The organism is Hydrogenophaga sp., assembly GCF_025699295.1.
Classification (GTDB): Bacteria; Pseudomonadota; Gammaproteobacteria; order Burkholderiales; family Burkholderiaceae_C; genus Hydrogenophaga.
The window spans coordinates 104,317-129,453 of sequence record NZ_JAILWB010000009.1; the positions used below are offsets into that span (position 1 = coordinate 104,317).

Consider the following 25,137-nt stretch of genomic DNA (forward strand, 5'->3'; position numbering starts at 1 on the left):
TTCAATCGCCTTCGAAGACGGGGCGCTGCTTCGCGGCGAAGGCTTCGTACGCGCGCCGGAAATCCTGCGTCTGCATGCAGATGGCCTGTGCCTGGGCTTCGGCTTCGATCGCCTGGTCCAGCGTCATGGCCCACTCCTGGTGCAGCATGGTCTTGGTCATGCCATGCGCGAAGGTCGGGCCCTGCGCGAGCTGGGCTGCGAGCTTGTGCGCTGCCGGCAGCAGCGCGGCGCTGTCGTGCAGCGCGTTGAAGAAGCCCCAGGCATGGCCCTCCTGCGCGGTCATGGCACGGCCCGTGAACAGCAGCTCGCTCGCGCGGCCCTGGCCGATCATGCGCGGCAGCAGGGCGCAGGCGCCCATGTCGGCGCCGGCCAGGCCGACGCGGGTGAACAGGAATGCGGTGTTCGTGCCGGGCGTGCCCAGGCGCAGGTCGGACGCCAGGGCCATCATCGCGCCGGCGCCGGCGCACACGCCGTCGATGGCGGCCACGATGGGCTGCGGGCAGGCGCGCATGGCGCTGACCAGCGCGCCGGTCATGCGCGTGAAGGCCAGCAGTTCGGGCATGCTCATCTTGGTGAGCGGACCGATGATCTCGTGCACATCGCCGCCGGAGCAGAAGTTGTCACCCGCGCCAGTCAGCACCACGGCCTTGATGTCGGTGGCCTTCTGCAGGCCCAGGAACCAGTCGCGCAGCTCGGCATAGGAATCGAAGGTCAGCGGGTTCTTGCGCTCGGGCCGGTTGAGCGTGACGGTGGCCACGCCTTCGTTCACGCTGAGCGCGAAGTGCGTCGGGACATTGCTGGCCATGGGGCGGTACTGGCCGCGCATCGGGTTGTGGTCGGGGATGGGGTGCTTCATGTCGGGTCCTCGGCGTCCAGGCGCCGGTTGAGTTCGAGTTGCTGCTGCTTGACCTTGCCCAGCAGCCTGTGCAGGCTCTCCAGGTCGCGCGGGCTCATGCCTTCGAAGGCTTCGACGATCCACTGTTCGTGCTGGCGTGCCATGTCCACGAAACTGGCGCGACCGTGGTCGGTCAGGCGCACGCGAAAGGCGCGCCGGTCGCCGTCCACACCCATGCGTTCGACCAGGCCCTCGTTCACCAGCTGGTCGGTGATGCCGGTGACGTTGCCGCCGGTCACCATGAGCCGGTGCGAGAGCTCCTTCATCTTCAGCCCCTCGGGGTGCCGTTCGAGCTGGGCCATGAGGTCAAAGCGGGGCAGCGTGGTGTCGAACACCTCGCGCAGGCCGGTGCGCACGCGTTTCTCGATCAGCTGGGAACAGGTCAGCAAGCGCAGCCACAGGCGCAGCTCGTGCGCGTGTTCGCTGTGGGCGCGGGCTTCAAGGTCGAGTGGCGATCGGTTCATGGCGGCGTGGCGTTGAGCGCTTGCTGGCGGGCGATTTCACGGTAGAGCTGGTCGCGCCCGCTCTCGTAGGGGCGCGGCCATTCGATGGCGCGGGTCTGCAGCTTCGCCGCCTCGTGCAGCGTCCAGGCCGGGTCGGCCAGGTGCGGGCGCGCCACGGCGCAGAGGTCGGCGCGGCCGGCGGCGATGATGCTGTTGGCGTGGTCGGCCTCGCTGATCGCACCCACCGCCATCGTCAGGATGCCGGCCTCGTTGCGCACGCGGTCGGCGAACGGCGTCTGGTACATGCGGCCGTAGACCGGCTTCGCCAGACGCGTGGTCTGGCCCGAGGACACATCGATCACGTCGCAGCCCGCCGCCTTGAACAGGCGTGCCATCTCGACCGCGTCGTCCGGCGTGTTGCCGCCCGGTGCCCAGTCGTGCGCGGAGATGCGAATACTGAATGGCTTGTCCTGTGGCCACACCGCGCGCATGGCGGCGAACACCTCCAGCGGGTAGCGGCAGCGGTTCTGTAGTGAACCACCGTACTCGTCGGTGCGCAGGTTGGTCAACGGGCAGATGAAGGCCGAGAGCAGGTAGCCGTGCGCGCAGTGCAGCTCCAGCCAGTCGAAGCCCGCTGCAGCGGCGCGCTGCGTGGACTCGACGAAGGCGGCGGTCATCGCGTCCATGTCGGCGCGCGTCATGGCGCGCGGCACCTGATTCTGTTCGCCATAGGCAACGGCGCTGGCCGAGAGCAGCGGCCAGTTGCCTTCGTGCAGGGGTTCGTCGATCTGTTCCCAGCCGAGCTGCGTGGAGCCCTTGGCTCCGCTGTGGCCGAGTTGCAGGCCAATCTTCGCGCTGCTGCTGCCATGCACGAAATCGACGATGCGCTGCAGGCCCGCCTGCTGCGCATCATTCCACAGGCCGGGGCAGCCGGGCGTGATGCGGCCGTCGGGGGTGGGGCTGGTCATCTCGACCATCACCAGCGCGGCGCCGCCCATGGCGCGCGCGCCCAGGTGGACCAGGTGGTAGTCGCCCACCACGCCGTCCTTCGCGCTGTACTGCGCCATGGGCGAGACGACGATGCGGTTCTTCAGCGTGAGACCGCGCACCGTGAGCGGCAGCAGCATCGGAGGGGTGGGGTGCTTCTTCGCCGGCGTGCCCGGCCTGGTCTGGGTTTCGAGCCACGCTTCATACCCTTCGAGCCACTTCGCATCCCGCAGGCGCAGGTTCTCGTGGCTGATGCGCTGGCTGCGCGTGAGCAGCGAATAAGCGAACTGCTCGACCTCCATGCCGGTGTAGCGGTCCACGTGTTCGAACCATTCGGTGGAGTTGCGCGCGGCGTTCTGGATCTTGAGCACCTCGACGCTGCGGCGAGCCTCGTAGCCCTGCAGCACCTCGGCCACATCGGCGTTGGCGTGGCGCGAGAACTCGTCGGCCAGGTCGATCGCATCTTCCAGTGCGAGCTTGGTGCCGCTGCCGATGGAGAAGTGCGCGGTGTGCGCCGCGTCACCCATGAGAACGATGGGCGTCGGTTTGCCGGCGATGTCCTGGGTATGCACCCAGGTGTTGCAGATCACGCGCGGGAAGCGGATCCAGATCGCCGAGCCGCGCAGGTGGGTCGCATTGCTGATGAGCGCGTGACCATCCAGGTACGGGGCAAACAGCTTCTCGCAGAAGGCCACGCCATCTTCCTGGCTCATCTGGTCGATGCCGTGTGCCTTCCAGACGGCTTCGGGCGTCTCCACGATGAAGGTGGAGGTCTCGCCGTCGAACTTGTAGGCGTGCGCCTGGAACCAGCCGTGCTCGGTCTGTACGAAGGCGAAGGTGAAGGCGTCGAATGTCTTCTTCGTGCCGAGCCAGACGAAGCGGCATTGCCGGGTGTCGATGTCGGGCTGGAAGGTGTCCGCGTAGCGCGTGCGGATGCGGCTGTTGAGGCCGTCGCTGGCGATCACCAGGTCGGCGTTGTATTGCGCGGCCAGGGCCTGGTCGTCGGTGACGTCGGTCTCGAACACCAGCTCCACGCCCAGCGCGAGGCAGCGTTCCTGCAGGATGTTGAGCAGCTTCTTGCGCCCGATGCCGCAGAAGCCATGGCCGCCCGAACGCACGCGGCCACCCTTGAAGAACACCTCGATGTCGTCCCAGTGGTTGAAGGCCTCGCCGATCAGCGCCGCCGATTCGGGGTCGGCGCCGCGCAGGTTGCCCAGCGTCTGGTCCGACAGCACCACGCCCCAGCCGAAGGTGTCGAAAGGCCGGTTGCGCTCGACCACGGTGATGGTCAGCGACGGGGCGCGCCGCTTCATCAGCAGGGCGAAGTACAGACCCGCTGGACCCCCGCCGATGCACAGGATGCGCTGGAGCGCAGGAACCGATGTTTTCATGCCTAATTAGTTTAGGCTTAAAATATCAGGTGCCAACCGGGTAAACCCGTAGCCGACCACGGCCGCGGCACCCGCGAAACCCGTTTGCCCACAAGGCGATGGGTCTCAGCGGCGCATTGGTGCAAGAATGGTCTTGCACCTCACCACAGGAGGCACACGATGTCTGTGTACCGATTCAAGTCCCGTGAAACGGGCGACCTTGTCATGCTGGAGCAGCATGGCCGCCGCATGCTCGAAATCATGGGCAAGGACCCCTCGGGTCCTGGCGTGGTTCAGCCCGACCAGATGCCCGCGGCTGTGCAGGCTATCCGAGCCGCGGTGGAGGAGGACGAGGCGCGCCAGAAGCGCCTGAAGGAGGAAGCGCAGACCCGTGGCGAGCCACCGCCCCACTTCGACCCGGTCAGCCTGCGCATGCGCAGCACCCCGTTCATCGAGATGCTGCAGCGCTGCGAGAAGGCCGGGGTCGAGATCGTCTGGGGCGTCTGATCGACGCCGTCAGTCGACGCGTGCGCCCGAGGCCTTGACCACCGGCGCCCATTTCGCGATTTCCGCATCGATCATGCGGGTGAACTCCTGCGGCGTGTTGCCGCCCGGGATCGCGCCCTGCGCGAGCAGGCGCTCTTTCACGGCAGGTTGACTCAAGGCCTTGGCGGTTTCCTGTTGCAGGCGGCTCACCACGTCAGCGGGCGTGCCGGCCGGGGCCAGCAGGCCGAACCATGAACTGGCCTCAAAACCGGCGAGATTGCCCGCCTCGGCCACGGTGGGCACGTCGGGCAGGGCCGCCGAGCGCACGCCGCTGGTCACCGCGAACGCCGTGAGCGCGCCCGACTTGATGTGCGGCATGGCCGAAGGCAGGTTGTCGAACATCACGTCCATCGCGCCGGCCAGCATGTCGGTCATGGCCGGACCGGAGCCGCGGTAGGGGATGTGGGTCATGAAGACGCCGGTACGCGACTTGAACAGCTCGCCGGCCAGATGGATCGAGGTGCCGTTGCCGCTGGAAGCCATGTTGAGCTGACCCGGGCGGGACTTGGCGTACTTCACAAAGTCGGCCACGCTGTTGACGCCCAGCTCCTGTGCTCGCCTGGTGTTCATCACCATCACGTTGGGCACGCCGGCCACCAGGGTGATGGGCGCAAAGTCCTTCTGCGGGTCATAGGGCAGCTTCGAGTACAGCGACTTGTTGATGCCGTGCGTGCCCACCGTGCCCATGAGCAGGGTGTATCCGTCGCCGGGCGACTTGGCCACCACGTCGGCACCGATGTTGCCGCCGGCACCGGCGCGGTTGTCGACCACGAAGGGCTGGCCGAAGGCCTTGGTCAGCTCGGGCGCGAGCACGCGGGCCAGGATGTCGGTGGTGCCGCCGGGTGCGAACGGCACGACGATGCGCACCGGCTTGTTCGGCCAGGCGCCCTGCGCCGCGGCCAGTCCGGGCAGGACCATGCCGGCGACGGCCAGCGTGGCCAGGGCGACAAGGCGGCGGCGGGGGAAGGTGGTGGGTGTCGTCATGCGGGTCTCCTGAACAGTCTTTCGATTTGGGAAGCCAGTGCCTGGCCGGTCCGCAGACCGAGTGCCAGGGCGGCGGCATTGGCGTGGCTGAGCACGCCATCGGCCAGTGTAGAAGCTGCCTGACCGATGCGCGCGCTCGTATGCGACACCGTGCAGGCGGCAATGCCATGGGTCTGCAGCAGCGCCAGGCCAGCGATGCCGGCGCCGTCCTTGCCGACCCCGGCATCGTTGAAGACCGCCAGCAGCGGCCGCGCGGCCAGGGCATAGCGCGCCGAGCTCAACCCGCCGTGCGATCCGCTCAAAGCAATGCAGCCCGCATCGGCGGGCTGCAGTTCGGTGATGGAGTCCACCACCCGGATCGGGGTCATGTCGCTACCTCACCGGCGAGCGGGTCCCCTTCCAGCGGATGCCGTGGACCCGGCTCTGCCGGGCCACTGGCATCGCCCCCTGGAGGAGGTCGCGCGGAGCGCGGCGGGGGTGCTCAACAATCAGTCCGCGAACTGGCCGGCCGCGTCGATCACGGCCTTGAGCTTGACGATCTGGTCGCCCACGAAGGCCTTGTGGCCGGCCGGGGTGACGCGGTTGTCGTTCACGACCAGCGCGCCCAGCGCTTCCTGGCGCTTGATGAACTCGGGGTCCTTCAGGGCCACCTGCAGCGCGTCGTTGATCTTCTTGACCACGTCGGCCGGCGTGCCCTTGGGCGCGTACAGCGCGTGCCAGATGGTCAGGTTGAAGCCCTTGAGGCCCATTTCCTGCAGCGACGGGTAGTCCTTGAGCAGCTTGTGCTTGGACAGGGGCTGGGCGGTGGTCACGGCGAAGGCCTTCACACGGCCGGCTTCGATCTGCGACGTGGTGTTGGTGGTCTGGTCGCACATCACGTCCACCTGGCCGCCGATCAGGTCGTTCATGGCCGGGCCGGTGCCGCGGTAGGCGATGGTGGTCATCGACTTGTCCAGCTTCACGGCCGACTGCCACATCAGGCCACACAGGTGCGAGGCCGAACCCAGGCCGGCGTGGGCCAGGTTGAGCTTGCCTCCGTTGGCGCGGATGTGGGCCTCGAAGTCGCGGTAGGTGTTGGCTGGCAGCTTGGGCGAGCCCAGCAGTGTCATGGGCACGTCGTTGATCATGCCCAGGTACTCGAAGTCTTCCAGCGGCTTGAACTGCTGCTTGCGGTACAGGCTGGTGGTGGCGGCCATGCCAATGTGCCAGACCAGCAGGGTATAGCCGTCGGGCGTGGCGCGCGCCACCTTGGTGCCTGCGATGGTGCCACCGGCGCCGGCGGCATTTTCCACCACGATGTTGGCGTCGCCCAGGGGTTTGCGCATGGCCTCGGCCAGCTGGCGCGCCACGAGGTCAGTGGGACCGCCGGCCGCGAAGGGCACCACGAAGGTGATGGGCTTGCTGGGGAAAGCTTGCGCAAACGCGCCTGCCGATACGGCTGCAGTCAGGGCCAGCGTGAGAAGCTTCTTCATACGGTACTCCGGGGGTTGTAGATGGATGCGATGGTAGCGCCCCGAGCGGCACCCCAAATCGCGGAAATTACTTAGCGTGCAGAGCGGGAAAACCCTTTGCCGACCTGCAGCACCGCCATGGGCCATGCCGGATCCGGTCCGGGCGGCTCATTGGTAGGTTCGAGCGTCCTCGATCACCTTGCCATCGTTGGGGAGGCTGCCGGGCTGCACCAGTTCGACCTGACCGCGCAACTTGGTCACGTCGCGCACCGCGGTCTCGATCAGGGTGCGCAGTCCTTCGTCGGCCTCGCTGGCTTCGACCTGCAGGCACATATGATCGTTCGCCATTTCGCCACTGACCACCAGCCGGGCCTTGCGCACCTGGGGAAAGCGGCGTGCGATGTCGGCCACCTGCGAGGGGTGCACGAACATGCCGCGCACCTTGGTGGTCTGGTCCGCGCGCCCCATCCATCCCTTGATGCGGGGGGCCGTGCGCCCGGTGGGGCAGTGGCCAGGCAGGATGGCCGACAGATCGCCGGTGCCGAAGCGGATCAGCGGATAGGCGGGGTTGAGCGTGGTCACCACCAGTTCGCCGACCTCGCCCTCGGGCACCGGGTCGCCGGTACCGGGACGCACGATCTCCACGATCACGCCCTCGTCAAGCACCAGACCCTCGCGGGCCTTCGTCTCGTAGGCCACCAGGCCGAGGTCGGCGGTGGCGTAGCTCTGGTAGACCGCCAGGCCGCGTTCAGTGAACCAGTCGCGCAGGCTGGGCGGAAACGCCTCGCCGCCCACGACAGCCTTGCGCAGGCTGCCGATGTCGCTGTCCAGTTCCATCGCTTTGTCCACCAGGATGCGAAGGAAGCTCGGTGTGCCCGTGTAGGCGTCCGGCCGCAGGTCGGCGATCGCCTGCAGCTGCTGTTCGGTCTGCCCGGTCCCGGCGGGGAACACGCTGCACCCCACCGCGTGCGCGCCGGACTCGAGAATGAATGCGCCGGGGGTCATGTGGTAGCTGAACGCGTTGTGCACCAGGTCGCCTGCGCGAAAGCCCGCGGCGAACAGGCAGCGGCCCGCGCGCCAGTAATCCTGCGTCACGCCTTCGGGCTCGTAGATCGGTCCGGGCGAAGCGAACACGCGCCGCATCTGCGGGCCGCGCACCAGCGCGGAGAACCCGCCAAACACATCGGTGGTACGCTGCGCCCGCTGGCGCTCCAGCAGCGCGCTCTTGCGCGTCACCGGCAAGCGGGCCAGGGCGTCGCGGCTGTGGATCTCGGGCGCGTCCACCCCTTGCAGTATTTCGGCGAAGGCCGTGCTGTGCGCCTGTGCATGCGCGACCTGCCGCGCGAGCGCGGCCATCTGCTCGCTCTCGCGCTGTGCGGTAGAACGGGTTTCCAGTGCGTCGAAGAATTCGGTCTGTGCCATGGCTGCAATGTGCGAGTGAGGTGACTGGAACCAGGGATGCCGCGGAACCGGCTAGGCCGGGCCGCAGGCATCGCCCCCTTGAGGGGATGACGCGCCGGCGGCGCGGCGCGGGAGTGGGCGCGCTACGCGAGCCACCTTTTCCTGCGCTTGTAGCTCTTGACGTCCTTGAAGGACTTGCGCTCGCCCCCGCCCATGCCGAGGTAGAACTCCTTGACGTCCTCGTTGTTGCGCAGCTCGCTGGCCACGCCGTCCATCACGATGCGCCCGCTCTCCATGATGTAGCCGTAGTCGGCGTACTTGAGTGCCATGTTGGTGTTCTGCTCGGCCAGCAGGAAGGTGACGCCCTCCTTCTGGTTGAGGTCCTTGACGATCTCGAACACCTCTTCGACGATCTGCGGCGCCAGGCCCATGGAGGGTTCGTCGAGCAGCATGACGCTGGGGTTGGTCATGAGGGCGCGGCCGATGGCGCACATCTGTTGCTCGCCGCCACTGGTGTAGGCGGCCTGGCTGGTGCGCCGGGTCTTCAGGCGCGGGAAGTAGGTGTAGACCTTCTCCAGGTTGCGCGCGATCTCGGCCTTGTCCTTGCGGGTGTAGGAGCCGGTCAGGAGGTTCTCTTCGATGGTGAGGTGGGCGAAGCAGTGGCGCCCTTCCATGACCTGCACCACACCGCGCTGCACGAGGTCGGCGGGCGAGAGGTTCTCGATGCGCTCGCCGCGCAGTTCGATACTTCCCTTGGTGACCTCGCCGCGTTCGGCGCGCAGCAGGTTGGAGACGGCGCGCAATGTGGTGGTCTTGCCCGCGCCGTTGCCGCCCAGGATGGCGGCGATCTTGCCCTCGGGCACGTTGAGCGAGACGCCCTTGAGCACGAGGATGACGTGGTTGTAGATGACCTCGATGCCGCTGACGTTGAGGACGGTGCTGGGGGTGTTCATGAAATGTTCCTTGACGACCATTCGCAAGGCGCGGCGCGCCGGCCTTGCGAATGGCGCCGCGACTGCGAGGACGACCCCTTGAGGGGGTCGCGCGCAGCGCGGCGGGGGTGCTACATCAGCTCTGGCAGTCGGCGCCCGTGCGGCGGGTCAGCTTCTTCTCGGCTGCGTACTTGTCCGCGGCTGCCTTGACCATGGGCTTGATGATCTGCTCATCGCCCTGCAACCAGTCGGAGGTCCAGACGAACTTGCTGCCATCCCAGGTGTGCACGCGGGCCCACGAGGCACCCATGTGGTCCTGGCAGCTGGTGGAGATCGGGCGCATCACGCCCTTGAAGCCCAGTGCGTCGAGTTTGGCCTGGGTCAGGTTCAGGTTTTCGTAGCCCCAGCGCGCCTGCTCGCCGCTGATGACCTTGCCCTTGCCGAAGCGTTCCTGCGCAGCGCGCACGCCTTCCACCGCCAGCATGGCCGCCTGCAGGCCGCGCATGTACAGCACCTGGCCCACCTCTTCCTTCGGACCCGTGCCGTTGCCCTTGCCGTGCACCTTGGTCAGGATTTCCTTGGCCACGGCGGAGTCGGGTTCGGCGCCGTGCTGCATCATGATGGCGTTGTAGCCCTTGGCGCCCGCGCCCACGTCCTTCACATCGGGTTCGGCGCCGGCCCACCACACGCCATACATCTTCTCGCGCGGGTAGCCGGTCGCCTGGGCTTCTTTCAGAGCGGTCGAGTTCATCACACCCCAGCCCCAGTTCAGCACGTAGTCCGGACGGCTCTGGCGGATCTGCAGCCAGGTGGACTTCTGCTCCACGCCGGGGTGCGTGACCGGCAACAGGCTGAGCTTGAAGCCGTGCATGGCGGCACGCTCCTGCAGCAGCGGGATGGGTTCCTTGCCGAAGGGGCTGTCGTGGTAGACCAGCGCGATGTGCTTGCCCTTGAGTTTGTCCAGACCGCCTTCCTTCTTGGCGATGTGCTGGACCAGCGTGTCGGCCGCCACCCAGTAGGTGCCCGAGAGCGGGAAGTTCCACTTGAACACGCCACCGTCGGCCGATTCGCTGCGGCCATAGCCGGCCGTGATCAGCGGAATCTTGTCGCCAGGGGCCTTCTCGGTCAGCGCAAAGGTGATGCCGGTGGACAGCGGCTGGAACACCGTGGCACCGCCGTTCTTGCCCTTGAGGCGCTCATAGCACTCCACACCACGGTCGGTGGCATAGCCGGTCTCGCATTCCTCCCAGGAGACCTTCACGCCGTTGATGCCTCCGCGCTCGTTGACCAGCTTGAGGTAGTCCACGTAGCCGTTGGCGAAGGGCACGCCGTTGGGCGCGTAGGCGCCGGTGCGGTAGACCAGCACCGGAAAGAACTGCTCCTTGGCCTGGGCCATGGCGCTCGGAGCGACCAGCGCGGCGGACAGGCCGGCGCAGGCCACGGACACGGAAAGTACAAGGTTTCGCAGCTTCATCTCGTTGTCTCCTATAAAGATCACACACAAAAACACAGGGCCCTTCAGTTCAAACCGTCTGCCTCTGGCGGTCATCGGGAGTGACCCGGATCGGGTTCTCCCGGATCACGCCGGCGCAAAAGCGGCAGAGCCGAACTCAGTGCGGAAAGGGCCAGAGCCGCAACTTCTGTTTGCCGATGCTCCACAGGCGGGCGAGGCCGTGGGGCTCGACGATGAGGAACCAGACGATCAAGGCACCGAAGACCATGAACTCGGTGTGGGAGATGGCCGCGGTGGAAATCTCCACGCCCACGAGCGAGCCCACGGCGGGCAGGAACTGGTTGAGGAAGATGGGCAGCACGACGATGAAGGCCGCGCCGAAGAAGCTGCCCATGATGGAGCCCATGCCGCCGATGATCACCATGAACAGCAACTGGAAGGAGCGGTCGATGGAGAAGGCCGCGGGCTCCCAGGAGCCCAGGTGCACGAAGCCCCACAGGGCGCCGGCAACGCCCACGATGAAGCTGCTCACCGCGAAGGCGCTGAGCTTGGCGTACATGGGGCGGATGCCGATGACGGCTGCGGCCACATCCATGTCGCGGATGGCCATCCACTCGCGCCCGATGGCCGAGCGCACCAGATTCTTGGCCAGCAACGCGAAGACCACCAGGAAGCCCAGGCAGAAGAGGTACTTCTCCACCGGGGTGTTGATGGTCCAGCCCAGCACCGAGAGATTGGAGACCGAGACCGAGCCCGAGGCCGTGTTATTGGTGAACCAGCCGATGCGCAGGAACGCCCAGTCGCAGAAGAACTGCGCGGCCAGGGTGGCCACGGCCAGATAGAGCCCCTTCACGCGCAGGCTGGGTATGCCGAAGAGGATGCCCACCAGTGTGGCGAAGAAGCCGCCCGAGAGCAGCGCGATGATCAGCGGCATGCCCTCGATGCGGATATAGGTGTTGTAGGCCATGTAGGCACCCACCGCCATGAAGGCGCCCGAGCCCAGGCTGATCTGGCCGCAGTAGCCCACCAGGATGTTCACCCCCAGGGCGGCCAGCGCCAGGATCAGGAAGGGGATGAGGATGGCGCGGAACATGTATTCGTCCACCAGCATCGGCACGCCGATGAAGGCAAAGGCGACGAGCGCGAGGATGGCCCAGCGGTCCTGCGCGATCGGGAAGATCTGCTGGTCGGTGCGGTAGGAGGTCTTGAACTGACCGTTTTCTCTGTAGAACATGGTGTTTCCTGATCAGTTGGGGTCAGAGCACATTTGCTGCGCAAATCGTGGTCTGACCCACAAGGCATTCAGACTCGGTCAATGATCTTTTCGCCGAAGAGCCCCTGGGGCCGGAAGAGAAGGAAGACCAGCGCGAGCACATAGGCGAACCAGATCTCGATGCCGCCGCCCACGAAGGGGCCGAGATACACCTCGGAGAGCTTCTCGCCCACGCCGATGATCAGTCCGCCGATGATGGCGCCGGGCACCGAGGTCAGGCCACCCAGGATGATCACAGGCAGCGCGCGCAGCGCCACCGTGGTCAGCGAGAACTGCACGCCCAGTTTGGAGCCCCAGATCACGCCCGCGACCAGCGCGGTGACGCCGGCGACGAACCAGACGATGACCCAGATGCGGTTGAGCGGAATGCCGATGGACTGCGCGGCCTGGTGGTCGTCGGCCACCGCGCGCAGCGCGCGCCCCGTGCCCGTCTTCTGGAAGAACAGCGAGAGTGCGCCCACCAGCAGGGCGGCCACGCAGGCCGCGTAGACATCCTCCAGATTGACCAGCACGCCGCCCTCGAAGGTGCTCTCGAACAGGAACACCGGATCCTTGGGCATGCCCACATCGATCTGGTAGATGTCCGAGCCGAAGATGGTCTGGCCCAGACCGTCGAGGAAGTAGGTGATGCCCAGCGTGGCCATCAGCAGCGTCACGCCCTCCTGGTTGACCAGGTGGCGCAGCACCAGGCGCTCGATCAGCCAGGCCAGCACGAACATGAGTGCGCCGGCCAGCGCAAAGGCGACCAGGTTACCCAGGAACTTGCTCTCCAGACCCAGCCACTGCGGCACCCACTCCGCAAAGCGCGCCATGGCCAGGGCAGCGAAGAGCACCATCGCGCCTTGCGCGAAGTTGAACACGCCCGAGGCCTTGAAGATGAGCACGAAGCCCAGGGCCACGAGGGAATAAAGCATGCCGGCCATCAGGCCACCAAGAAGAGTTTCCAGAAAAAACGCCATGGTTACATCCGTTCGCGAAGAGGGTGCCAATCAGGGGTGCCGCGGAACTGGCTTTGCCAGGCCGCAGGCGCCGCCCCCTTGAGGGGGTCGCGCAAAGCGCGGCGGGGGTGTTCCATCAGTGACTCGTGCCGAGGTAGGCGCTGATCACCTCCTCGTTGTTGCGGACTTCCTCGGGCGTGCCGTCGCCGATCTTCTTGCCGTAGTCGAGCACCACCACGCGATCGGAGATGTCCATGACCACCCCCATGTCGTGCTCGATGAGCACGATGGTGGTGCCGAACTCGTCGTTCACGTCCAGGATGAAGCGGCTCATGTCCTGCTTCTCCTCCAGGTTCATGCCCGCCATGGGCTCGTCCAGCAGCAGCACCTGCGGCTCCATGGCCAGCGCGCGGCCCAGGTCCACGCGCTTTTGCAGCCCGTAGGGCAACTGGCCCACCGGCGTCTTGCGGTGCGCCTGGATCTCCAGGAAGTCGATGATGTGCTCGACGAACTCGCGCTGCGCCTCTTCTTCCTTCTGCGCCCCGCCCAGAAATTTCAGGTTGGCGAAGGGGTTGCGAAACGCCTGCGCAAACAGGTTGCTCCTGATGCGCAGGTTGCGCCCGGTCATGATGTTGTCGATCACGCTCATGCCCTTGAACAGCGCCAGGTTCTGGAAGGTGCGCGCAATGCCCATCTCGGCTACCTGTCGGCTGTTCATGTGCTTGAAGGTCTGCCCACGAAAGCTGATCGAGCCCTCTTGCGGCTGGTACACGCCGTTGATGCAGTTGAGCATGGAGCTCTTGCCGGCACCATTGGGCCCGATGATGGCCCGCACCTCGTGCTCGCGCACGTCGAAGCTGATGTCGGTGAGCGCCTTGACGCCACCGAAGCTCAGGCTGATGTTGTTGACGTTGAGGATGACCTCGCCGATCTTCTTGTCGTTCATGGCAACTTCCGATCGCCCGGAGCCGGTCGGTGGGCTCTGGCGTTGTTGGCTTGGAGGGGCTTCGACCAGTTCAGCGCGAACGGTGGCAACGGCGCTCATGCGGCAGCCTTGACGGGTGCGAAGGTTTTTGCGTCGCGGATCTGCAGCGTCGCACTCACCGAACCCGTGCGCCCGTCCTCGAACTTCACCTGCGTCTCGATGTACTGCTCGGCCTTGCCGCCGTAGAGCGCATCGACCAGCACGCCGTACTTCTCGCCGATGAAGCCGCGGCGCACCTTGTTCGTGCGCGTGAGCTCGCCGTCGTCCGCATCGAGTTCCTTGTGCAGCACCAGGAAGCGGCTGATCTGGCTGCCCGCGAGCAGCTCGTCGCGCGACAGGTCGGCATTCACCTGCTCCACGCATTCGCGGATGAGCTCATAGACCTCGGGCTTCTGCGCCAGGTCGGTGTAGCCGGCATAGGAGAGGTTGCGTCGCTCGGCCCAGTTGCCCACGGCGTCGAAGTCGATGTTGATCATCACGCACACGCGCTCGCGCTGGTCGCCAAAGGCCACCGCCTCCTTGATGTGCGAGAAGAACTTGAGCTTGTTCTCCACGTACTTGGGCGCGAACATGGCGCCGTCGAAGTCGCCGCCCTTCAGGCGGCCGACGTCCTTGACCCGGTCGATGATCTTCAGGTGTCCGCTCGCGTCGATGAATCCCGCGTCGCTCGTGTGGTACCAGCCATCGGCGCTGAGCACTTCGGCCGTGGCCGCCTCGTTCTTGTAGTAACCCTTGAGCAGTCCGGGTGACTTCACCAGGATCTCGCCCGAGTCCGAGAGCTTGATCTCCACACCCTCGCAGGGCACGCCTACGGTGTCCGCGCGCGCCTCATGATCGGGTTGTAGGCAGACGAAGACGGCGGTCTCGGTGGAGCCGTAGAGCTGCTTGAGGTTGACCCCGATGGAGCGGTAGAAGCTGAAGAGGTCGGGCCCGATGGCCTCGCCCGCGGTGTAGGCCACGCGCACGCGGCTCATGCCCAGGTTGTTTCTCAGCGGGCCATACACCAGCCAGTCGCCCAGGCGGTACTTGAGCCGATCGAGCAGCCCCACTGCCTTGCCATCCATGAGATCGGGGCCCACGCGGCGCGCCACCTCCATGAAGTGATGGAACATCTGGCGCTTGATTGCACCCGCGTCCTCCATGCGGATCATCACGCTGGTGAGCAAGCCCTCGAACACCCGCGGGGGCGCGAAGTAGTACGTCGGCCCCACCTCCTTCAGATCGATCGTCACGGTGGAAGCCGACTCCGGGCAGTTGACCACGTACCCTGCCACCAGCCATTGCGCGTAGGAGAAGATGTTCTGCCCGATCCAGGCGGGCGGCAGGTAGGCCAGCACCTCGTCGGCGCTGGTGAGCTTGTCGAACCGCGCGCCCACCGCGGCGCGGTCGATCAACGTGTGGTGGGTGTGCACCACGCCCTTGGGGTTGCCCGTCGTGCCGCTGGTGAAGAACATGGCGGCAACGTCATCGGGCCGGGCCTTGGCCACTTCGGTGCCAAAGAAGTCCGGCTGCGCGCTCGAGAACGCCTGGCCCGCCTCGATCAGCGCGCCCAGCGCGTCAAGCCCCGCCTGGTTGTAGTTGCGCAGCCCGCGCGGGTCGTCATAGTAGATGTGGCTGAGTTGCGGGCAGCGCTCGCGGATCTCCAGCATCTTGTCCACCTGCTCCTGGTCTTCCACCACGCAGAAACGCACCTCGGCGTTGTTGATCGGGAAGACGCACTCGCCCCCCACCGCGTCCTGGTACAGCGGCACGGGAATCGCCCCCAGCGACTGTGCCGCCAGCATCGTTGCATACAGGCGGGGGCGGTTCGCGCCAATGACCACCATGTGCTCGTCGCGCCGCAAGCCTGCCTGGTGCAGGCCGCAAGCCAGCGCTTCCACCAGCTGCGCCATCTGCGCCCAGGTGGTGGTCTGCCAGATGCCGTATTCCTTCTCGCGCATGGCGGCGCCTTCGGGGCGGCTGCGGGCGTGGCCCAGCAGCAACTGGGGAAAAGTGGTCTGCATGCGTGTCTCCTGAGTCCGGTCTCGGGGTGCCGGCATCGCCCATGTCCCAAGCAGGACATTGCGTTCTGCAGCGCATGGTAGGTCTTCGTTTGACGTCATGTTGTCGGTTCGACGACAATTCCGGGTCATCCCTCCTAGGACTTTCCCCTAGCGTTGGGCTTCCGTCCGCGAGCCTCCCCCGTATCCCCATGAGCCCCTTCACCCCTCACCGTTCCGGCAGCGTGCTGCGCGACCGCGCGCGGCCGCCCACCGAAGCGGAACTGGCCGAAATTCCCTGGCTGGAGCGCCTCACGCCGGTCGAACGCGAACGTGCCGTGGCCGCGCTGGTGGTGGGCGAGGCCGAGGCGGGTGACCACCTCTGCCGTTTCGGCCGGCCCGTGACCTACTGGTTCGGTCTGGTCGACGGCCTGCTCAAAATGAGCAACGACGACTCGCAGGGGCCGTTGATCACCTTCACCGGCGTGGCGCCCGGTGGCTGGTTCGGCGAGGGCACGGTGCTCAAGCACGAGCACTACCGCTACAACATCCTGGCGCTGCGCAAGAGCCGCGTGGCGGGCCTGCCGGTGGAAACCTTCGACTGGCTGCTGGACCACTCGATCGGCTTCAACCGCTTCGTCATGCACCAGCTCAACGAGCGCCTGGGTCAGTTCATCGCGGCGCGCGAGATCGACCGCCTGAACAACCCGGACCTGCGCGTGGCACGCAACCTGGCTGCGCTGTTCCACCCGCTGCTCTCGCCCAACGTGGCCGGGGTCCTGCGCATCACCCAGCAGGAGCTGGCCTATCTGGTGGGTCTGTCGCGCCAGCGTGTCAACGAGGCGCTGACCACGCTGGCCGCGAAGGGCTGGATCCGCGTGGAATACGGTGGTCTGCGTGTGCTTGATCTCGCCGCGCTGCGATCGGGCGTCCTTGATGAAGCATGATCGACCCATGACGACCGACAAACCCGCTGCCCGCACGCTCAAGCTGAAACCGGGTGCTGCCAGCAAGACCCCCGCCGACCCGTTTGCGCCGCGCCGTGCTCCGGTGCGCCCGCCCGGCCCCGCGCGGGCAAAAAGCGTGTCGGCCTCGGCCCCCAAGCCGCCGCGCGAACCCTTGCCGGGCGCCGGCACCCAGCGGACGGGCCCCGCCGGTGAGCGCCCCGCGCGAGCGGCGCCGCGCCGCGCCGACCCGCCCTATGGCAACGCCGACCGACAGCCCCGTGGCCCAGCGGCCGCGCCGCGCCCGCCCCCGCCGCACCGGCCCGACCTCGCCCGCGTCGGCAACGTGCGCGGCGAAATCCGCCTCAACAAGCGCATGGCCGACCTTGGTCTGTGCTCGCGTCGCGAGGCCGACGAATGGATCGCGCGTGGCTGGGTGCTGGTCAACGGCGAGCCCGCGGTCATGGGCATGCCCGTGCCGCCCGATGCCCGGGTGGAGGTGCTGCCCCAGGCGCGCCACCAGCAGGCGGGGCAGGTCACCATCCTGCTGCACAAGCCGGTGGGTTATGTGAGCGGCCAGCCCGAGGACGGGCACGAGGCCGCCGCCACGCTGATCGGTGCGCCCAGCCAGTGGCGCGGCGACGCGAAGACCCCCGCCGACGGCCGGCGCTTTGCCCCGGAGCACACGCGTGGCCTGGCGCCCGCGGGCCGGCTTGACATCGATTCCACCGGCCTGCTCGTGCTCACGCAGGACGGCCGCGTGGCGCGCACGCTGATCGGTGAGAGCAGCGGCGTGGAGAAGGAATACCTGGTGCGCGTGCAGTTCGCGCCCAACGGCCCGCAGGGCGCGGGCGTGGTCGCGCAGAACGTGCAGGCGGTCTTCCCGCCCGCGCAACTGGCGCTGTTGCGCCACGGTCTGAGTCTGGACGGCCAGGCCCTGCGTCTCGCCCAGGTGGACTGGCAGAACCCCGAGCAACTGCGCTTCGTGCTCACCGAAGGAAAGAAGCGCCAGATCCGGCGCATGTGCGAGCAGGTCGGCCTGCATGTGGTGGGCTTGAAGCGCATCCGCATCGGCAAGGTGGTGCTGGGCAACCTGCCGGTGGGGCAATGGCGCTACCTGCGGGCGGACGAACAGTTCTGAGTCCGGCCCGCGCCGTCGGCCGTCGGGCGGTGCCCGATGTCACACACTTTCGGGCCGCTCCCGTCCACAATGGCCCATGGACCCACCCCAGCCGCCGCCCAAACCCAAGGCCCTGCTGCGGCACGTGCGGCCTACCGACCTGCGCGCGGCGGTGCGCCTGGCCGCGCAGGCCACCACCGGCGTGATCGGCGTGGCCGAGGGCGTGCACCAGTCGGTGCGCGACCGCCTGGGCCTGCCCGCGGGCACGGCGCCCGGGCGCACCGGTGGCCTCACGGGGCAGATCTACCAGGGCATCCGCGGCGTCACCCAGCTTGTCGGCCATGGCCTGGACAGCGCGCTGGCGGTCCTGCTGCCCATGGTGGACGACCCTTCGCGCCACCCGGAACCCTCGCCCGCCCGCGAGGCCGTGCTGGCGGCCCTCAATGGTGTGCTGGGCGACCGGTTGCTGGAGAGCGGCAACCCGCTGGCGCAGGCCATGGAGTTGCGTCATCAGGGCCGTCGCCTGGTGCTGGAGCGCCCGCAGGCCCTGCAGGAACGCCTGGTCGGTGCCTCGCCGCACCTGCTCGTGCTGCTGCACGGCCTGTGCATGAACGACACGCAGTGGCTGCGCAACGGCCACGACCACGGCGCCTTCCTGGCGCAGGCGCTGGGCTGCACGCCGGTCTACCTGCGCTACAACAGCGGCCTGCACACCTCGACCAACGGGCGCGAGTTCGCGCGCCAGCTGGAATGGCTCGCCGCGCAGTGGCCGGTGCCGCTCGAATCCATCACCCTGGTCGGCCACAGCATGGGCGGACTGGTGGCGCGCGCCGCCTGCGAGGTGGCGCAGCGGGACGCCCACCGCTGGCGCCCGCTGCTCAGGCACATGGTGTTCCTGGGCACGCCGCACCACGGCGCGCCGCTTGAGCGTGCCGGCCATGGGGTGGACGTGCTGCTGGCCGCGACCCCTTTCACCGCGCCCTTCTCCCGCCTGGGACAGATGCGCAGTGCCGGCATCACCGACCTTCGGCACGGCCACGTGCTCGACAGCGACTGGCAGGGCCGCGCGCGCTTTGGCTCCGGCGTGGACCACCGCGAACCCCTGCCCCTGCCCGAGGGCGTGGCCTGTTTCACCGTCGCGGCCACGCTCGCGCCCCAGCGCGGCCTGCTGGCCGACCGGCTGCTGGGCGACGGCCTGGTGCCGCTGCGCAGCGCCCTGGGCCAGCACGACGACCCGCACCACCGCCTGGTGTTCGCGCGCGAGAGCCAGCGCACCGTGTTCCGCACCGGCCACCTGGAGCTGCTGTCCAGCCCGGTGGTGGCGCAGCAATTGCTGCAGTGGCTGGGGCCCGTGGCGCACGATGAGGCGGATTGAATGACCGTCTGAATCGTCAGATGCGCGCCGCCGACGCTTGAAAACCGGCGGCCCGCCCATAATTCCGCCTCGCGCCGCGCTCGCAGGCGCGTCCTTCCCCCTGTTTTCAAGTCAGCCGATTCCCATGAGCAAACAAACCCTGTCCTTCCAGGCCGAGGTGGCGCAGCTGCTGCACCTCGTCACGCATTCGCTGTACTCCAACCCCGACATCTTCCTGCGCGAGCTGGTGTCCAACGCGTCGGACGCATGCGACAAGCTGCGCTTCGAGGCCCTGAACAACGCGGCCCTGTTCGAGGACGCGCCCACGCTGGAGGTGCGCGTGGGCTTCGACCGGGAGGCGAAGACCATCACCATCACCGACAACGGCATCGGCATGAGCGCGCAGGAGGCGATCGACCACCTGGGCACCATCGCCAAGAGCGGCACCAAGGACTTCATGAGCCGCCTCAGTGGCGACCAGAAGCAGGACGCCCAGCTCATCGGGCAGTTCGGCGTGGGTTTCTACTCCGGCTTCATCGTGGCCGACAAGATCACCGTCGAGTCGCGCCGCGCCGGCCTGCCCGCGGCCGAAGGCGTGCGCTGGACCAGCGGCGGCACCGGCGACTTCGAGGTCGAGGCCATCGAACGCCCCGCGCGCGGCACCAGCGTGATCCTGCACCTGCGCGACGACGCCAGCCAGTACCTCGACCGCTGGAAGCTCAAGTCCATCATCGGCCGCTATTCCGACCACATCAGCCTGCCCATCCTGATGCAGAAGGAGGAGTGGGACGCCGAGAAGAGTGAGCAGGTGCTCAAGGACGAATGGGAGGCGGTGAACTCGGCCAACGCCCTGTGGGCGCGCAGCAAGAAGGACGTGAGCGACGAGCAGTACACCGAGTTCTACAAGAACCTGAGCTACGACATGGAGGCCCCGCTGACCTGGAGCCACAACCGTGTCGAGGGCAGCACCGAGTACACGCAGTTGCTCTACATCCCGGCCAAGGCGCCGCACGACCTCTGGAACCGCGACCGCAAGGCCGGCATCAAGCTCTACGTCAAGCGCGTCTTCATCATGGACGAGGCCGAGGCGCTGATGCCCTCGTACCTGCGCTGGGTCAAGGGCGTGGTCGACTCGGCCGACCTGCCGCTCAACGTAAGCCGCGAGCTGCTGCAGGAAAGCCGCGACGTGAAGGCGATCCGCGAGGGCAACACCCGCCGCGTGCTGGCCATGCTGGACGACTTGAGCAAGGACGGCGACAGGTACACGAAGTTCTACGCCGAATTCGGGGCCGTGCTCAAGGAAGGCCTGGGCGAGGACTTCGCCAACCGCGACAAGATCGCGAAGCTGCTGCGCTTTGCCAGCACGCAGGCCACCGACCTCACGTCACTGGCCGACTACAAGACGCGCATGAAGGAAGGCCAGCAGGCCATCTACTACATCACCGCCGACAACCGCGCCGCGGCGCAGAACAGCCCGCAGCTCGAGGTGTTCCGCAAGAAGGGCATCGAGGTGCTGCTGATGACGGACCGCGTGGACGAGTGGGCGCTGTCCTTCCTCACCGAGTTCGACGGCACCCCGCTGCAGAGCGTGGCCAAGGGCGCGGTGGACCTGGGCTCGCTGCAGGACGAGGAGGAGAAGAAGGCCGCCGAAGCCGCCGCCGAAACCTTCAAGCCGGTGCTGGAGCGCCTGAAGGAAAGCCTCAAGGACAAGGCCAAGGACGTGCGCGTCACCTCGCGCCTGGTCGACTCGCCGGCCTGCCTGGTGGTCGAGGACGGCGACTACTCCACGCAGCTGGCCCGCATGCTCAAGCAGGCCGGCCAGCCCGCGCCCGAGGTGCGCCCCATTCTGGAGGTGAACGCGGAGCACGCGCTGGTGAAGAAGCTCGACGGCAGCGCGCATTTCGACGACCTGGCCCACATCCTGTTCGACCAGGCACTGCTGGCCGAAGGCGGCCTGCCCGAGGACCCGGCGGCCTACGTGAAAAGGGTCAACGCGCTGCTGATTTGACAGCGAACCCGACCGCCCGGCCGCCCCCGGGCGGTTGACTACACTCTGGGCCGGGGAGTCCATCCAGGGTCAGTGCACCGCACCTGACCCATCCATCCGATTCACCGGCCACAACGTGTACCTACAGCGCCCCTTCGATCACGTCGTCACCTTCCGCAACAGCCAGGGCGAAAGTGCGCGTGGCACCCTGACGAGCCTGCAGCGCCGCTCGCTGGTGATGGAGATCTACAACCCCTACTCCATTGTTCAGGTCAGCGAGGTGCTCAACGAGCTGACGATCCGTTCGGGCGATCAGATCATCTACCAGGGCAAGGCGGTGGTGGTCAGCCTGCTCAACACAGGCCTCATGGCGGTGGTGTCGGTGGCATTGATCGACGAGTGGTCGGACCTCAATGCCATTCGCGGCGATATCCGCCAGGTGCACGACGAGGCGGAGCGCTTCGTGGCCAACTGGGAGTCGCGCTTCAGGATCAAGCAGAGCTACCAGGTTTCGATCAGCGAATTCCGGGCCTTTCTGGCCGAAACCGCACGCTGGACCGACCAGGCCGACATGTCTTCCGTACTGCCCCGCGAGGCCGATGGGCGCATCCGCTCTGACGTGTTCGACGAGTTGGCCGGACCCATCATGAAGAAGGGCGCCGAATACTTCGTCTGGCTCGAAGACGAGGGCTCGCGCGTTCCCGAGGAGGATTCCGTCGCGCACCGGAACTTCGCGCAGACGGCGCTCCATCCGCTGATGCTGCGCGCGCCATTCGTCTACCGCACCTTCGCCAAGCCGCTCGGATACGCGGGCGACTACGAAATGGTCAACCAGATCCTGGCCGACCCGAGGCAGGGCAACAGCACCTATTTCCAGATCATCAACGCCTTTTTCCTGAAAGCCGCCGTGGCGCAGGCGCACCGCAACCGCATCGACATCCTCGTGGACTATCTCGGGCGCGCGGCCGCGGTCGCGAAACAGGAGGGGCGCAAGGTCAGGGTGCTGAACGTCGCGTGCGGGCCGGCGGTGGAGATTCAGCGCTTCATCGAATCGGACCCCAACGCCGACAGCCTGGAGTTCACCTTGCTGGACTTCAGCGAGCCCACGCTGGAGTACACCCGTGGCTGCATCGATCGCGCAGCCCAGCGCGGTGGCCGCGCGGTGGCGGTCGAGTACGTGCACGAATCGGTGCACCAGTTGCTCAAGCGCGCCTCCAAGCGCGAGGACAGCCTGAACAGCAGCGTCTTCGATTTCGTTTACTGCGCCGGCTTGTTCGACTACCTGACGGACAAGGTCTGCTCCCGCCTGCTGGACTACTTCGTCGTGCGTACCCGCCCGGGTGGCTCGGTGATGGTCACCAACGTGCACTCGGCCAATCCACAGAAAAACGTGATGGAGCATCTGCTGGAGTGGCACCTCATCTACCGCGACGAAGCGGGCTTGCAGGCCGTACTTCCCGAGCCCCGTGTGGACACACGCATCTTCACCGACGAAACGGGTGTCAATGTGTTCGCGGAGTTCCGCGTGCCTGAAGCTCCCTGAGGCCGCGCCGAGAATGAAGAATCCACCCCCCCTGTCTCCCTACCACCTGGAACTCAGCGAGTTCAGGCTGGCCTACAGCAAGGCGGGTTCGATCGTCTCGATCGTGCTGGTGCTGATGGGTCTCGGGCTGGACTACACGCTGTACCGCGATGCGTTCACTACGCTGGCGCCCGCGCGCTTCCTGGTCGCAGGGCTCACGCTCGTCATCCTCTGGATGCTGCATTCGCCGCGTGGGCTGCGCTGGGTGCGTCCGCTCACCTTGCTGTGGCTGGCGTTGCCGCAGATCATGATCGCCTGGATGATCTGGGCAACGGACGGGGTTGGATCGATCTACTTTGTCGGCCTGCACCTGGCCCTTTACGCGACCGGCATCATCCTGCCCATCGCCTTCCTCGAAAGCCTGACCTTCGGCCTGTTCACTTACGCGCTCTACGCCATTGCATGCTATCTCCATCCGGATGGACTGCAGGCCTTCAGCCAGTTCGCGGGCATCTCGCTGTTCATCCTCTTCTCGGCCACCATCAGCTCGTTCTGCACCTATTTCAACGAGCGGGGGCGCTACAACATGTTCGCGCTGCAAAGGCAGGTGTCTGAACAGAATGCGTCGCTCAAGGAAATCAACGCCACACTGTCCGAAGTCAAGGGCCAGCTGCTGCAGCGCGAGAAGATGGCCGCCATCGGCACGCTGTCGGCGGGCCTGCTGCACGAGCTCAACAACCCCGTGAACTACAGCCTGATGGCGATCAACATGGGCCTGACCTCGCCGGCGACGGAATCGGATGCCATGCTCAAGGAGAGCCTGGTGGATGCGCGCGAGGGCATGCAGCGCATCCAGAACATCGTGACCGACCTCAAGACCTTCGCCTACCAGAAGCCTGGCCAGGAGGGCCTTCGCCTCTTCCTGCTGGAGAACGCCGTGCGTTCGGCCCTGCGGCTGGCCGGTCATGAACTCAAGGGCATCGAGGTCGAGGTCGACATGCCGCAGGACACGCACGTGATGGGTGACGAACCCGCCATCATCGGCGTCCTGATCAACCTGTTCAGCAACGCCGCGCACGCCATACAGGCGGCCCAGCGCGACAAGCCCCGCATCGAGGTGCGGCTGGCGCCCTGCGCGCAGCGCCTGTGCGTTTCGGTGCGGGACAACGGCATGGGCATCGCGCCGGAGAACATGGAGCGCGTGTTCGAGCCCTTCTTCACCACGCGCGACGTCGGCGCCGGCCTGGGACTGGGCCTGAGCGTGAGCTACGGCATCGTGCAGCGGCATGGTGGCACCCTGGCCGTGGAGAGCGAGCCGGGCAGCTGGACCGAATTCACCTTTGATCTTCCGAGGCCCTCACCATCATGAAACCCGAATCGAGCGGTGTGACGCATGGCCCGCTGGGTGCCCATGCGATCCTGATGGTGGACGACGAGCCGCAGGCCTGCAAGTGGTTTGCCCGGCTCTATGGCGACGAGTTCGTGGTGCTCACGGCCCAGAGCGTGGACGAGGCGCTGGCGTTGCTCGCGCAGCGCGGCAACGAGGTGGCCGTGTTGCTGACGGACTACGCCATGCCCCAGCGCGACGGCGTGGCCCTGCTCGGCGAGGTGCGCAAGGCGTATCCGCACGTGGCTCGCCTGCTGGTCTCGGCCTACGCGGACAAGGATGTGGCCATGTCGGCCGTCAACCAGGGCCAGGTCGAGAAGATCCTGGAGAAGCCGCTGGACGAGGCGCTCACGCGCCAGGCACTGCGCGAGGCGCTTGCTGCCAGCCAGGAGCGCGCGCGCAATCGTGCCCTGCTGGAGCGGCGCGCGGCCACCCTGCGTGAAACGCTGGGCTTTCTGGCCCACGAAGTCACCACCCCGCTGGCCACGGTGCAGGGCTATCTCTCGGCCATGCGCGAGCGCCACCGCGACGCGTCGGCGGACGGCAGCGGCGACGCGCGCATTCAGGAGCAGAAGCCGGGCGAGGTGTTGTTCATGATCGAGGCGGCGCAGCGCCGCGCCGCGTACGCGCAGTCGCTGGTGTCGACCTTCGTGCAGACCGCGCGCGACGCCTACCAGCCGGACTCATCCCCCACCCTGCGCGCCAGCCAGCTGGTGCAGGCCGTGCGCGAGGAGTTCCCGTTCGACAACGACGAGGCGCGCTGGCTCACCAGCGACGTCACCGCCGACTTCGAGCTGCCCGGCCGGCGCGACCTGCTCTACCTCGTGCTGTGCACGCTGGTCAAGAATGCCCTGCTGGCCCTTCGCCCCGATCCACCCCGGCGGCCCAGCGTGCACATCGGCCTGGGGCGCGAGTCACCCACCCCCGGCGTGCCCGAGCAGGCGGTCATCCATGTGAGCGACAACGGGCCCGGCATACCACCCGACGTGCTCAAGCGCCTCACCTTCGAGCCCACGACCACCCGGGCCAAGGCCGGCGGCAGCGGCATGGGCCTGATCTTCTGCCGGCGCGTGATGACCTCGCTGGGGGGATCCATCCTGGTGCGCTCCGAAGCCGGCCGCGGCGCCACCATCTCGCTTTATTTCCCCTCCGCCCGATAAACCAAGAACATCTGATCAGGAGAAGC

At 66.9% G+C, this 25,137-nt stretch carries 21 protein-coding genes; 8 read left to right on the forward strand and 13 right to left on the reverse strand.

Features of this window, described 5'->3' with window-relative positions; translation table 11 throughout:
• Position 1: 1 nt before the first annotated feature.
• Genes K5880_RS11200 through K5880_RS11210 form a run of 3 tightly spaced genes read right to left on the reverse strand, consistent with a single transcriptional unit; the run spans position 2 to position 3,716 of the window.
• Entirely contained in the window at positions 2–856 is an 855-nt protein-coding gene (locus tag K5880_RS11200) for an enoyl-CoA hydratase family protein (protein ID WP_297651755.1), read from the reverse strand.
• Positions 853–1,359: a MarR family transcriptional regulator gene (locus K5880_RS11205; protein ID WP_297651758.1), complete on the reverse strand. Its 507-nt coding sequence runs from the start codon at positions 1,357–1,359 to the stop codon at positions 853–855. The genes K5880_RS11200 and K5880_RS11205 overlap by 4 nt, the downstream gene beginning before the upstream one ends.
• A complete protein-coding gene (locus K5880_RS11210) occupies positions 1,356–3,716 on the reverse strand; it encodes a bifunctional salicylyl-CoA 5-hydroxylase/oxidoreductase (RefSeq protein WP_297651761.1) in 2,361 nt (786 codons plus the stop codon). Before K5880_RS11210 ends, K5880_RS11205 begins: the two co-directional genes overlap by 4 nt.
• 159 nt (positions 3,717–3,875) lie before the next feature.
• On the opposite strand from K5880_RS11210, the gene K5880_RS11215 reads away from it, so the two are divergent.
• On the forward strand, positions 3,876–4,202 hold the full coding sequence (locus tag K5880_RS11215; RefSeq protein WP_297651763.1) for a DUF1840 domain-containing protein: 327 nt from the start codon (positions 3,876–3,878) through the stop codon (positions 4,200–4,202).
• Positions 4,203–4,211: 9 nt separating this feature from the next.
• Here K5880_RS11215 and K5880_RS11220 read toward each other — a convergent pair whose 3' ends face one another.
• The 10 genes from K5880_RS11220 to K5880_RS11265 all read right to left on the reverse strand — a co-directional run bounded on the left by K5880_RS11220 (position 4,212) and on the right by K5880_RS11265 (position 15,661).
• Positions 4,212–5,159, reverse strand: a complete 948-nt coding sequence (locus tag K5880_RS11220; RefSeq protein ID WP_297652031.1) for a tripartite tricarboxylate transporter substrate binding protein — start codon at positions 5,157–5,159, stop codon at positions 4,212–4,214.
• 62 nt (positions 5,160–5,221) lie between these two features.
• A complete protein-coding gene (locus tag K5880_RS11225) occupies positions 5,222–5,593 on the reverse strand; it encodes a hypothetical protein (protein WP_297651766.1) in 372 nt (123 codons plus the stop codon).
• 120 nt (positions 5,594–5,713) lie between these two features.
• Positions 5,714–6,697, reverse strand: a complete 984-nt coding sequence (locus tag K5880_RS11230; RefSeq protein WP_297651768.1) for a tripartite tricarboxylate transporter substrate-binding protein — start codon at positions 6,695–6,697, stop codon at positions 5,714–5,716.
• A 147-nt stretch (positions 6,698–6,844) separates the two neighbouring features.
• A complete protein-coding gene (locus K5880_RS11235; RefSeq protein ID WP_297651770.1) occupies positions 6,845–8,098 on the reverse strand; it encodes an AMP-binding protein in 1,254 nt (417 codons plus the stop codon).
• Between the two features lie 122 nt (positions 8,099–8,220).
• Positions 8,221–9,030 carry an ABC transporter ATP-binding protein gene (locus K5880_RS11240; RefSeq protein WP_297651773.1) on the reverse strand — a complete coding sequence of 270 codons (810 nt, stop codon included), beginning with the start codon at positions 9,028–9,030 and terminating at the stop codon, positions 8,221–8,223.
• A 115-nt stretch (positions 9,031–9,145) separates the two neighbouring features.
• Entirely contained in the window at positions 9,146–10,483 is a 1,338-nt protein-coding gene (locus K5880_RS11245) for an ABC transporter substrate-binding protein (protein ID WP_297651776.1), read from the reverse strand.
• A 136-nt stretch (positions 10,484–10,619) separates the two neighbouring features.
• Positions 10,620–11,696, reverse strand: coding sequence for a branched-chain amino acid ABC transporter permease (locus tag K5880_RS11250; RefSeq protein ID WP_297651779.1), 1,077 nt, complete (start codon positions 11,694–11,696; stop codon positions 10,620–10,622).
• 68 nt (positions 11,697–11,764) lie between these two features.
• Complete coding sequence (locus K5880_RS11255; RefSeq protein ID WP_297651782.1) at positions 11,765–12,694, reverse strand: branched-chain amino acid ABC transporter permease; 930 nt, start codon at positions 12,692–12,694, stop codon at positions 11,765–11,767.
• Between the two features lie 115 nt (positions 12,695–12,809).
• The gene (locus K5880_RS11260) at positions 12,810–13,619 is read right to left on the reverse strand and encodes an ABC transporter ATP-binding protein (RefSeq protein WP_297651785.1); all 810 of its coding nucleotides are present in this window, start codon (positions 13,617–13,619) and stop codon (positions 12,810–12,812) included.
• Between the two features lie 95 nt (positions 13,620–13,714).
• On the reverse strand, positions 13,715–15,661 hold the full coding sequence (locus K5880_RS11265) for an AMP-binding protein (RefSeq protein WP_297651789.1): 1,947 nt from the start codon (positions 15,659–15,661) through the stop codon (positions 13,715–13,717).
• 188 nt (positions 15,662–15,849) lie between these two features.
• Between K5880_RS11265 and K5880_RS11270 the strand changes: the two genes are divergently transcribed.
• From K5880_RS11270 to K5880_RS11300, 7 genes are all read left to right on the forward strand, one after another.
• Positions 15,850–16,584: a Crp/Fnr family transcriptional regulator gene (locus K5880_RS11270; RefSeq protein ID WP_297651791.1), complete on the forward strand. Its 735-nt coding sequence runs from the start codon at positions 15,850–15,852 to the stop codon at positions 16,582–16,584.
• Between the two features lie 7 nt (positions 16,585–16,591).
• Entirely contained in the window at positions 16,592–17,722 is a 1,131-nt protein-coding gene (locus K5880_RS11275; RefSeq protein WP_366882854.1) for a pseudouridine synthase, read from the forward strand.
• A gap of 76 nt (positions 17,723–17,798) precedes the next feature.
• Entirely contained in the window at positions 17,799–19,076 is a 1,278-nt protein-coding gene (locus K5880_RS11280; RefSeq protein ID WP_297651794.1) for an alpha/beta fold hydrolase, read from the forward strand.
• A 124-nt stretch (positions 19,077–19,200) separates the two neighbouring features.
• A complete protein-coding gene (gene htpG, locus K5880_RS11285) occupies positions 19,201–21,063 on the forward strand; it encodes a molecular chaperone HtpG (RefSeq protein WP_297651797.1) in 1,863 nt (620 codons plus the stop codon).
• Between the two features lie 115 nt (positions 21,064–21,178).
• A complete protein-coding gene (locus K5880_RS11290) occupies positions 21,179–22,585 on the forward strand; it encodes a class I SAM-dependent methyltransferase (RefSeq protein WP_297651800.1) in 1,407 nt (468 codons plus the stop codon).
• Positions 22,586–22,598: 13 nt separating this feature from the next.
• Positions 22,599–23,933 (forward strand): ATP-binding protein, encoded by a 1,335-nt coding sequence (locus K5880_RS11295; RefSeq protein ID WP_297651803.1) that lies wholly within the window; start codon positions 22,599–22,601, stop codon positions 23,931–23,933.
• Complete coding sequence (locus K5880_RS11300) at positions 23,930–25,111, forward strand: hybrid sensor histidine kinase/response regulator (RefSeq protein ID WP_297651806.1); 1,182 nt, start codon at positions 23,930–23,932, stop codon at positions 25,109–25,111. The genes K5880_RS11295 and K5880_RS11300 overlap by 4 nt, the downstream gene beginning before the upstream one ends.
• The last annotated feature ends 26 nt before the right edge of the window (positions 25,112–25,137 follow it).